A 9854-nucleotide genomic window follows, 5' to 3' on the forward strand; every position below is an offset into this window, starting at 1 on the left:
GGGCTCGGGCTCACCCCAGGCCGAGTGCTTCCCGGAGCGCGGCCTCGCCCGCGACGACGGGGGCGCGCGGCAGCCGTTCGGGGCGGAAGCTGTGCACCAGCTCGGCGAGCGTCATGGGGCCACCCGCTCCCCATCCGCTCCAGGCGGCGAGCAGGCCCAGCACCCGCTCGGGCGCCACGCCCCGCTCACGCAGCTCCGCGAGCGCGAAGGCTCCCTCGCGCTTGGCGAGCCGCTTGCCGTCTTCGCCCAGCACCAGCGGGACGTGGAGGAAGTCGGGCGCGCGCAGACCCAGCGCCGCGTAGAGCTGGAGCTGCCGGGGCGTGGAGGAGAGCAGGTCGTCCCCGCGCAGCACGTGGGTGATGTCCGTGGCCGCGTCGTCCACCACCACCGCGAGCTGGTAGCTGGCCACCCCGTCGTTGCGCCGCACGACGAAGTCGCCCACCACCGCGTCCACGTCTTGCGAGTACGGGCCCTGCAGCCCGTCCACGAAGCGGACCTCGCCGGGGCTCGCGCGGAAGCGGTGCGCGGGCGCGCGCGTGCGGGCGCGCTCGGAAATCTGTTCGCGGGTGAGGTGCGCGCAGGTGCCCGGGTAGCGGGGGCCTTCGTCGGAGAGCCCGTGAGGCGCGCTGGCGGCCCGCGCAATCTCCGCGCGGGTGCAGAAGCAGGGATACACGCGCCCTTCACGCTCCAGCTTCGCTTGCGCGTCGCGGTAGAGGCCGCCCCGCTGGCTCTGGAAGAGGGGCTGCTCGTCCCAGTCCAGCCCCAGCCATTCCAGGTCTCGCAGCAAGTCATCGACGTGCCGCGGCTTGCAGCGCGCGCGGTCCAGGTCCTCGATGCGCAGCAGGAAGCGGCCGTGGGCCGCCCTCGCCTGGAGCCAGCCGAGCAGCGCGCTGCGGAGGTTTCCCAGGTGCATGCGCCCGGTGGGGCTGGGCGCGAAGCGGCCTCGGACCTGGCTCATGGGCACCCCCGGAGGCCGTGGGAAGAGAGGGCGTGCGGGCACGCGGAGCGAATCATCGTCGCGGGGGACCATAACCGACGCGGGGGGCCCGCCGCAGTGCCCGCGGCCTGCTTCGTCGACGCCTCCGGGAGCGGGTGCTACGTTCGTCGTGATTGGCGGAAAGACCCCTCGATGCGCATCGCCCACTGCTCCGACGTCCACATCACCGAGGACTACTTCGCGCTTCCGCTGCACCGGCTAGGCTGGCGACGCTGGGTGGCCCTGGCGGAGCTCACCGTGGGAGGCCGCGCCCGGCGGTACGCGCGCGCGCCTCAGGCACTGGCCGCCATTGCCCGGGACGCGCAGACCTTCCAGGTGGACCACTTCATCCTCTCCGGCGACTTGACGGCGTACGCGCTGGACGGTGAGTTCAGCGGCGCCCGCCAGTCCCTGGGCGCGCTGGCGGAGGACCCCCGCCGCTGCACCGTCATCCCCGGCAACCACGACGTCTTCACGCCCGGGAGCCACCGCACCGGGCGCTTCGCGAAGTACTTCGGCCACCTGCTGGAGAGCGACTTGCCGGAGTATCGCCGCGAGGGCGCCTTTCCCTTCGTCCGGCTGCTGGGCACCGAGGCCGCGGTGGTGGGCCTGCTGTCCGCCCGGGTGCCGCGCACGCCGGGCCTGTCCTACGGCGTCATCGGCGAGGCGCAGCTCGAAGGCCTGTCCGCGCTGCTGAAGGATGCCCGGCTGGAGGGCCGGGCCATCCTGGTGGTGGTGCACCACGCGCCGCTCAATCCCCATGGACGGCCGGACCGCTGGCACCATGGCCTCCGGGACGCGGATGCCTTGCTGAAGCTGCTGCCGGGCCCGCGCTACGCGGTGTTGCACGGCCACATCCACCGGCGCTACCACCATCCCGCCACCGCCGACCGGCCCCATGTCTTTGGCGCGGGCTCCTCCACCGAATCCGGACACGAGGGGTACTGGCTCATCGACGTGGTGGACGGGCAGGTGTCCGGCGGCCAGCAACAAACCCCCGCCCTGTGACAGCACCGCCCGGGCGGCGATAGAAGGGCAGCCCATGACCGACATCAACCTGGGGGAGTACAAGGCGCTGCGCACCCTCCAGCGCGCGGTGGATGACGCCTTGGAGGAGAGCCTGCGCGAGCGCGAGACGCTGACGCAGACCTTCAAGCGCTGCTTTCCGTTGGTGCGCTCGCTCACCGGTGCCAAGGCCGTGGCCATCACCACGCGCGACGAAGAGCTGGTGGAGCAGACGTGGGAGGATGGGGACTGGAGTGACTGTCACCCCGGCGCGCTGCTGGAAGGCGCCGTGGGCGTGCGCCGGATGGGGGCGGACACCCTGGTCAGCCAGCCCCTGGACGTGGCGGGGACCCGCGTGGGCGTGTTCGGCCTGCTCTTCGCGAACGACGCCACCGCGCCGGAGGACGCCGCGCGACTGCAGCGCGTGCTGGACACCGTGGCGGAGCAGCTCGACACGGTGTTGTGCCTGGTGCACACCGCGTCGGAGAAGCACCAGCTCATCCTCCAGTGCAACAGCCACCTGGCCAACCCCGTCTTCGAGGCGGGCATGGACCTGGCCGTGCTGACGCTGGCGCAGCGCGTGCGCCTGCCGGGCTTCCTGCTGCTGTCCCGGGACGCGGTGCAGCCGCACGTGTTGCACTACCGCACCTACCGCAACGGGCACCTGGAGTTCGAAAGCGGCGAGCAGCCCCACGCGGGGCTGGAGGCGGCCATCCGTCAGCATGGCCCCCGGCTGCTCCTGAGCGAGGAGTCCACGCTGCGGCGGCTCTTCTCCGGCCGCACCACGGAGGCCGTGCTCATCTCCGGCGCCGCCGCGCCTGGGCCGCTGGGGAAGATTGTCGTGTGGAACGACAACGGCTTCTCCACCTACGCCATGGACCTCATCCGGGTGCTGGCGTCCACGCTGAGTCAGCGGCTCCAGGACTACAACCGCGAGCGCATCCACCTGTCGCAGTTCTTCCCCAACGCCGTCATCGACGCGTTGTTGCAGGACCCCGCCTACGCCCAGCACCTGCGGGCGCAGGACCAGGAGGTGGGCATCCTCTTCGCGGACATCAACGGCTTCACCCGCATCTGCGAGCGGGGCTTCGACAGCCCGCGCGACATCGGCCGCTTCGTGGACGAGTGGAGCGAGCGCGCCGTGGGCTGCATCTGGGAGCACGGCGGCGTGTTCGACAAGATGGTCGGTGACTGCGTCATCGGCCTCTTCGGGCCGCCCTTCTTCAAGGGGACGCCGCGCGAGCGCGCACAGGCGGCGGTGCGGGCCGCGTGTGACATCCAGGCCTTCACCGCGTCACTGGGCGCGCGCGAGGAAGTCGCGGCGCTGTGTGAGCGCGTGAAGCTGCCCGGTCTGGGGGTGGCGGTGGGCGTCAACCTGGCGCACGCCAACTGCGGCCTCTTCGGGCCCAACCGCCAGTACACGGCGTTCTCCAGCGGGATGAATCAGGCGGCCCGCCTCCAGTCACTGGCGGGCTTCCGGGAGACGCTGGTGATGGACAGCGTGCATGCCGCGCTGGTGGGCTCCGAGGAGCCCTTCTTCCAGGGCCTGCGCTTCGGGCCCCTGACGGAGACGCCCGTGAAGAACGTGGCGCAGCCGCTGCGCCACTACCGGCTGGAGCCGCTCACGCCTTGAGGTGAGGGCCCGCGTAGCGCCGCGAGAAGTGAATCCACCGGCGCTCGTCCACCTCCACCTGCCATTCGGAGTTGGGCGTCAGCGGCAGCCGCTGCTTGAGGAAGTTTTCCAGGTAGTCCGCCGCCTTCACCGGCGTGAGGCCCGGTGCGCGGAAGGCGATGTGCAGGAAGACGTCCAGCGTGGCCGCCACGTCCACGGACGCGCAGATACGCAGCGGCCCCACGCGGCGCTGATAGAGCGTGTTCTGCCCGGGCCATGCCGCCGGGTCCGTGCCTGTTCTTGGCAGTGATAGCCAGTTGTACGGCTTGAGAACGAAGTCGAGCAGCTCACTGCTCGCCTCATCCACCGTTGCGTGCTCCTGGATGGAAAGCATCGCCCACCTCCCCGGGGAAGCCGATGGAAAGAATGTGCCCATGGCCGTGTCGCGTGCAAGGGGCACCGCCCGTAATCGACATGGGCGTCCGCCACCGACACGGCGCGCCCCTCGGGGTGTAACTCAGGACCCTGACGCATGGACCTTCGCGTCACCAGTGCGCTCGTACCCGGGGCCTGGGCGGACAGCGGGCGTGGGGCCTTCGGGAATGCGTCAGGCGCTGGTGGGAAGTGAACGGCGTGAGCGGCGCTCCACGGCGGCCTTGAGCTGGCCACAGCCCGCGTCGATGTCGATGCCCCGGCGCTGACGCACCGTGCTGGGCACGTCATGGGAGGCGAGCACGTCCTGGAAGGCGCGCACGGACTCGGGCCTGCTGGGGCCGCCGTCGTAACCCACCGTGGGGTTGAGGGGGATGACGTTGACGTGCGCGTCCATGCCGCGCAGCAGCTGGCCCAGCGTGTGCGCGTGCTCGGCGGTGTCGTTGCGGCCGGAGATGAGCGTCCACTCGAAGAAGACGCGGCGCTTGCGCTTCTCGCTGTAGTAGCGGCACGCGTCCATCAGCTCGTCCAGGGGCCAGCGGCGCCCCGCGGGGACCAGCGCCGCGCGCTCGGCGTCGGTGGCGCCATGGAGGCTGACGGCCAGGTGGATGGGGCGCGCTTCATCCGCGAGCCGCCGGATGCCGGGCACCACGCCCACGGTGCTGAGCGTGATGAAGCGTGGGCCCATGGCGAGCCCCAGCGCATCCACCAGCACGTCCACCGCGGACAGGGTGTGCTCGTAGTTGTGCAGCGGCTCGCCCATGCCCATGAGGACGACGTTGCGCAGCGTCTCGCCGGAGGCGCGCAGGATGCGGTTGACGTGGAGTATCTGCCCCACGATTTCGCCGGGCGTCAGGTGACGTGACAGCCCCATCTGCCCGGTGGCGCAGAAGACGCAGCCCATGGCGCAGCCGGCCTGCGTGCTGATGCACACCGTGGCGCGGCCCTTGAACCGCATCAGCACGGTTTCAATGGTCTGCCCGTCGTCCAGGCGCAGCAGCAGCTTGTGCGTGAAGCCGTCGCTGCTGAAGGACTCATGGTGGGTGGCCAGCTGGCCCAGGCGCGTGTGCTCGCGCAGCGCGCGCACCAGCGCCGGCTTGAGGCCGTCCAGCTCGTCGAAGGTGGTCGCGTGCCGGCGGTACAGCGCGGTCCAGAGCTGGTCGCGGTGGTAGGGGCCGAAGCCCCAGCCGGAGAGCAGCGCCCCCAGCGCGGGCCGCGTCAAATCGTACAGGTTGGCGGACGTGTCGGACGGCATGGCCAGGCCCCGAGATAACACACCGGGCGCGGGCGTACCTACCCGTGCGCGGTGCCGTTCCTGGACATTGACCCTGCCCCGCGGGGCGGTCTCCGGCAGGTGCCTGGTGGCCGTGCAGGCGGGCTCCCGGGCCCCGGGGTGGACGCAGGCGGGCGTGGCTACCTTGAGCCGTCATGGGGATGGCCATCCATCAGGAGGAATTCCGTCCGGAGGACCACGAGCGCTTCTCCCGGCGGCTGACGGAGTGCCTGGAGGCGCTGCGGGCGCTCCTGGCGCGTCCGGGGTTCGGCGCGGGCGCGCCGACGGTGGGCGCGGAGCTGGAGCTGTACCTCGTGGACCGCCTGGGCTTCCCACTACCCGTGAACCGGGAGGTGCTGGCGCGCGCGGAGGACCCCCGAGTGACGCTGGAGCTGGATGCCTTCAACCTGGAGGTGAACCTGCGTCCGGGCCCGCTGGCCGGCAGGCCCTTCAGTGCGCTGCGCCAGGAGGTGGAGAGCGCGGTGGGCGCGGTGCGCCGGGCCGCGTCCACGCAGGGCGCGCGCGTGGCCGTCATCGGCATCCTCCCCACCTTGCGCGAGGCGGACCTGGGCAGTGGCGCGCTCACGAGCGAGCCGCGCTATCGCGCCATGTCCACCGCCATCCGTCAGCGCCGGTCCGCGCCGTTCCAGGTGTCGATTCGGGGCGAGGAGGAGGCGCTGTCGCTCACCTGGAAGGACGTGACGCTGGAGGGCGCGAACACGTCGCTCCAGTACCACCTGCGCGTGGCGCCGGGGGACTTCGCGCGCATGTACAACGCGGCGCAGCTCGCCACGGCGCCGGTGCTGGCGGTGGCGGGCAACTCGCCGCTCTTCCTGGGACGGAAGCTGTGGGACGAGACGCGCGTGGCCCTGTTCCGGCAAGCGGTGGACGACCGGGGCGAGCCCGGAGAAGGTGGCTTCCAGCCGCACGCGCGCGTGTCGTTCGGCCATGGCTGGGTGCGCGAGGGCGCCCACGAGCTGTTCGCCGAAGCGGTGGCGCTGCACCCGCCGCTGTTGCCGGTGTCGGGCGACGAGCCCCCGCGCGAGCGCGTGGCGGCGGGCGAGGTGCCGGGCCTGGAGGAGCTGCGCCTGCACCAGAGCACGGTGTGGAGCTGGAACCGCGCCATCTACGACCCGAAGGACGGAGGCCACCTGCGCATCGAGTTCCGCGCGCTGCCCGCCGGGCCCACGCCGGTGGACATGGTGGCCAACGGCGCCTTCCTGCTGGGCCTCACGTTGGCGCTGGCCGAGCGCGTGGACGCGCTGCTGCCCGCGCTGCCGTTCGTCCACGCGTACGGCAACTTCATCCGCGCCGCGCGGCAGGGGCTGGATGCGGAGCTGTTGTGGCCCTCGGCCACGGCGCCCAGCCCCCAGCCCGTGGCGGCGACGGAGCTGGTGAAGCGGCTGCTCCCCGAAGCCCGGGAGGGCCTGGTGCGCGCGGGCGTGGACGCGGAGGAGGCGGACAGCTTGCTGGGCATCATCGAACAGCGCGTCCTGCTGCGACGGACGGGCGCGACCTGGCAGCGGCAGGTGCTGGCGCGGCTGGAGTCACAGATGCCCCGGCAGGACGCCCTGGCGGCGATGCTGGAGCGCTACCTCCAGCACTCCGAATCCGGGGCGCCTGTCCATTCATGGCCGGTTGAGTAGCCTGTCTCCGGCGGCGTGCGGTGAAGGTCCGCGCTCCGTGAATATCCCGCCGCCACGTCCGTCACCGGACGCACTCGACCTGCTCTTTCGTGACCATGGCCCGGCTCCTCCTCGTCGTCTCCGTCCTGGCGCTGTGCGCCTGCACCACCTTGCGCGGCCGCGCGGACTCCCTGGCGCGCAAGGGCATGTTCGTGGAGGCCGCCGCCATCTACGACGACCTCATCCAGAAGCGCCCCCATGACCCGGAGCTCCTCCTGGCCCGCGAGGACCTGCGCGCGCGCGCGCTGGCGCAGCTGCTGAGCAACGCGCGGGAGACGCGCCTGGAAGGGGATGACGAAGAAGCGGAGGCGTGGCTCCTGCGCTTCCTGGACCACCGGACGGCATGGAACTCGAAGCTGAATGGCGGCCTGGAGAGCTCCCTGCGCGAGGAGGTGGACGGCACCCGCCGTCATCTTCAGCGGCTCGTCGGAAACTCCGCGCGTCAAGGCCACGCGCTCACGGCGGAGCAGGCCTTGCAGCGCAAGCAGCCGCTGCTGGCGCACCGCGAGCTGGCGCTCATCTCCCGCGACATGGAGTGGCTGGTGCTCCAGAGCGGCAAGACGTCCTGCCAGCGGCTGCGCGACCTCAGCACGGAGGACAGCCCGCACTGGCGCGAGCTGGTGTTCCGCTACTGCGGCCACTGGCGGGAGTACGCGCCACGCCCCGCGACGGCGCCCGAGCTGTTCGGCTCGCCGTCGTGGACGGGCACCGTGGAGGGCCTGGACGAGGCCCAGCAGGCGCAGCTGGAGGCCCGGCTCACCCAGGCCTTCGAGGCCTCGCCCTGGTTCGCGCCGGGAGGCTCGACGCGGCCGGAGTTCAGCCTGGAGGGACGCTTCGTCACCGAGCGCGAAAGCCAGCCGGTGTCGCTGAGCGCGTCATGGACGGACCGCGTGCCCTACACGGACCACGAGGACCGCACGGAGGTCATCGAGGAGCCCTACGAGGCGGAGGAGGAGTACACCGACGAGGACGGCAAGACGAAGACGCGCACGGTGACGAAGTACACCCAGCACACGCATACCTACTCCGTGCCCGTCACGCGCTACCGCGACGTCCCGAAGTCCTTTGAGTACCACGCGCTGCGGCTGTCGCAGGCGCACCACGTCGCGGTGGCCTCCTCCGCGGTGCTGGACGCCCGGCGCGGCCCCCTCACCGTGACGTTGCAGGACCAGCTCTCCGAGTCAGGCCACGAGCACGACGTCACCTTCACGGAGGGCAACGTGCGGCCCCAGAGCCCGAGCTTCACCCACGCGGAGACCTGGCTGGAGGCGAAGGTGGAGGCCCTGCGCGTGACTTTCGCCCGGCAGCTCGCCGAGCACTGGCGGGAGTCCTACTGTTCCACGCCTTCTCTCACCTTGGACGAAGCCGCGCGGTGCGCGCGCGCTGGCATCGCCGTCCCCATTCAGGCGTCCCGGGTCCTCTCAGACATCCTTGGCGCGGACGCGACCCAGGCTCACTCACTTTTCGCGTCACCGTGACGCGGTGTGTGGCGGTGTCGCGTCCAGTCGGCGGGTAGCATTTATGACGGTCCAGGTTGTTATGGTGTTCTGACCTGGAATACCGGTGAGCGCGGACTGTAAAACCTGTCAACCCCGCGCTGGTAGGTGGATTCCACCCAGAGGACCGTATGCATCCGACCGACGTCCGCTGCCGTAGTCCCCGTAGGAACCTTGCGATGTGGATGGCTTCTTCGCTGCTGCTCGCCGCGTGCGGTGGGGCGGAGGCGCTCGCGGACGCTGAGGCCGCTGGCGTGGCGTCCCAGTCGTTGGTGGAGCCGTCGTCCGAGTCCGCCGACCGGCGCATCATCGTGTACCAGACGACCTCGCTCCAGCTCATGCGCATGGACAACCAGGGCAGCGCGCACCTGGTGGCGCAGCGCACCGGCGCGCCCGAGGTGTCCCCGAATGGCAACCGCGTGGTGTACGCGAAGCTGCCGGATGGCTACCGCGAGGGCGACGAGGTGCGGAGCTCGGAGCTGTACGTGCTCAACGCGAACTCGGGCAAGTCGGACCGGGTGACGGAGGGCTTCGATGACAGCGCGCCGGTGTGGACGCCGGATGGGCGCATCGTGCTGTTCCAGTCCACGCGGCGCTCGGGCGTGCCCTCGCTGTGGCGCGTGAAGGAGAACGGCAAGGACCTGAAGCAGCTGACGAACGTGGGCACCACGCAGCTCAGCTCGGCCTACGTCCCCAACCCCGCGCTGGGTGGCACGCTGGAGTGGGACGCGGACCGGCGCATCATCGTCTACACCACGACGAGCCTGCGGCAGGGCGAGGACGGCGAGGTGCGCGTCCTCAGCTTCGACAAGGACTACGACGTCGCTTCGGCCTACAGCCTGGGCACGGGCTTCGGGCCGGTGTGGACGGAGCGCGGCACCGTCGTCTATTCGCGCAACGAGGGTGGCCGGGTCGTCAGCGTCGAAGTGCGCGTGAAGTAGGGCGCCACTCGCAGCCGGGCCCGCGCGGATTCACCCAGGCGCGGGCCTTTGTCTTTCTTCAGCCCTCTTCCTCGACGCCGCGACGCAGGCCCAGCATGCGCCGCAGCTCGCGCGCGGACTGACGGCTCACCTCCACCGCGTGGCCTCGCAGCGTGCGCGCCAGGTAGCCGCCCGTGTCCAGCGGCTCCAGGCGCGCCACGTGCGTGAGGTTGAGCAGCGCGCGGCGGTGCACGCGGTGGAAGTGCTCGGATGGCAGCTTCTCCACCAACTCGTTGAGGGTGAAGTCGGTGAGGAAGTCTCCCTGCGTGGTGAACACCGTCACCAGTTCGTCCTCCAGTGACGCGTGGGAGATGGCTTCTGGGTCCACCAGGACGATGCCCTGCCGCGTGGGAATGGGCAGCCGCCCCAGGCCGCGGACGGGCGGGCCAGGGGGC

Annotated in this window: 9 protein-coding genes; 5 read left to right on the forward strand and 4 right to left on the reverse strand. The window is 71.2% G+C overall.

Annotated features, from left to right (window positions below):
* Positions 1-10: 10 nt before the first annotated feature.
* On the reverse strand, positions 11-958 hold the full coding sequence (gene gluQRS, locus G4D87_RS26530; RefSeq protein WP_163785199.1) for a tRNA glutamyl-Q(34) synthetase GluQRS: 948 nt from the start codon (positions 956-958) through the stop codon (positions 11-13).
* A 171-nt stretch (positions 959-1129) separates the two neighbouring features.
* On the opposite strand from gluQRS, the gene G4D87_RS26535 reads away from it, so the two are divergent.
* Together G4D87_RS26535 and G4D87_RS26540 are read left to right on the forward strand one after the other, a co-directional pair.
* Positions 1130-1984, forward strand: a complete 855-nt coding sequence (locus G4D87_RS26535) for a metallophosphoesterase family protein (RefSeq protein ID WP_163785201.1) — start codon at positions 1130-1132, stop codon at positions 1982-1984.
* A gap of 34 nt (positions 1985-2018) precedes the next feature.
* Positions 2019-3614, forward strand: coding sequence for an adenylate/guanylate cyclase domain-containing protein (locus tag G4D87_RS26540; RefSeq protein WP_163785203.1), 1596 nt, complete (start codon positions 2019-2021; stop codon positions 3612-3614).
* On the opposite strand, the gene G4D87_RS26545 is transcribed toward G4D87_RS26540, so the two are convergent.
* Together G4D87_RS26545 and rlmN are read right to left on the reverse strand one after the other, a co-directional pair.
* The gene (locus tag G4D87_RS26545) at positions 3604-3987 is read right to left on the reverse strand and encodes a hypothetical protein (protein ID WP_163785205.1); all 384 of its coding nucleotides are present in this window, start codon (positions 3985-3987) and stop codon (positions 3604-3606) included. The two genes, G4D87_RS26540 and G4D87_RS26545, sit on opposite strands and share 11 nt — an antisense overlap.
* 213 nt (positions 3988-4200) lie before the next feature.
* Positions 4201-5280, reverse strand: a complete 1080-nt coding sequence (rlmN, locus tag G4D87_RS26550) for a dual-specificity RNA methyltransferase RlmN (protein ID WP_163785208.1) — start codon at positions 5278-5280, stop codon at positions 4201-4203.
* 173 nt (positions 5281-5453) lie between these two features.
* On the opposite strand from rlmN, the gene G4D87_RS26555 reads away from it, so the two are divergent.
* From G4D87_RS26555 to G4D87_RS26565, 3 genes are all read left to right on the forward strand, one after another.
* The gene (locus tag G4D87_RS26555) at positions 5454-6944 is read left to right on the forward strand and encodes a glutamate-cysteine ligase family protein (protein ID WP_163785211.1); all 1491 of its coding nucleotides are present in this window, start codon (positions 5454-5456) and stop codon (positions 6942-6944) included.
* 95 nt (positions 6945-7039) lie between these two features.
* Positions 7040-8461: a hypothetical protein gene (locus G4D87_RS26560; protein WP_240358631.1), complete on the forward strand. Its 1422-nt coding sequence runs from the start codon at positions 7040-7042 to the stop codon at positions 8459-8461.
* A gap of 203 nt (positions 8462-8664) precedes the next feature.
* Entirely contained in the window at positions 8665-9420 is a 756-nt protein-coding gene (locus G4D87_RS26565) for a beta-propeller domain-containing protein (protein WP_240358632.1), read from the forward strand.
* A gap of 58 nt (positions 9421-9478) precedes the next feature.
* Here the strand turns inward: G4D87_RS26565 and G4D87_RS26570 are convergent.
* A partial coding sequence (locus G4D87_RS26570) for a LytTR family DNA-binding domain-containing protein (protein WP_163785216.1) occupies positions 9479-9854 on the reverse strand: 376 nt, incomplete at its 5' end.

It is taken from the genome of Myxococcus vastator, from assembly GCF_010894475.1.
Taxonomy (GTDB): domain Bacteria; phylum Myxococcota; class Myxococcia; order Myxococcales; family Myxococcaceae; genus Myxococcus; species Myxococcus vastator.

Coding starts and splice junctions, on each gene's coding strand:
- G4D87_RS26555 (WP_163785211.1), top strand. CDS start 5,454: ATGGGGATGGCCATCCATCAGGAGGAATTCCGTCCGGAGGACCACGAG.
- rlmN (WP_163785208.1), bottom strand. CDS start 5,280: ATGCCGTCCGACACGTCCGCCAACCTGTACGATTTGACGCGGCCCGCG.
- G4D87_RS26540 (WP_163785203.1), top strand. CDS start 2,019: ATGACCGACATCAACCTGGGGGAGTACAAGGCGCTGCGCACCCTCCAG.
- G4D87_RS26545 (WP_163785205.1), bottom strand. CDS start 3,987: ATGCTTTCCATCCAGGAGCACGCAACGGTGGATGAGGCGAGCAGTGAG.
- G4D87_RS26560 (WP_240358631.1), top strand. CDS start 7,040: ATGGCCCGGCTCCTCCTCGTCGTCTCCGTCCTGGCGCTGTGCGCCTGC.
- G4D87_RS26535 (WP_163785201.1), top strand. CDS start 1,130: ATGCGCATCGCCCACTGCTCCGACGTCCACATCACCGAGGACTACTTC.
- gluQRS (WP_163785199.1), bottom strand. CDS start 958: ATGAGCCAGGTCCGAGGCCGCTTCGCGCCCAGCCCCACCGGGCGCATG.
- G4D87_RS26565 (WP_240358632.1), top strand. CDS start 8,665: ATGGCTTCTTCGCTGCTGCTCGCCGCGTGCGGTGGGGCGGAGGCGCTC.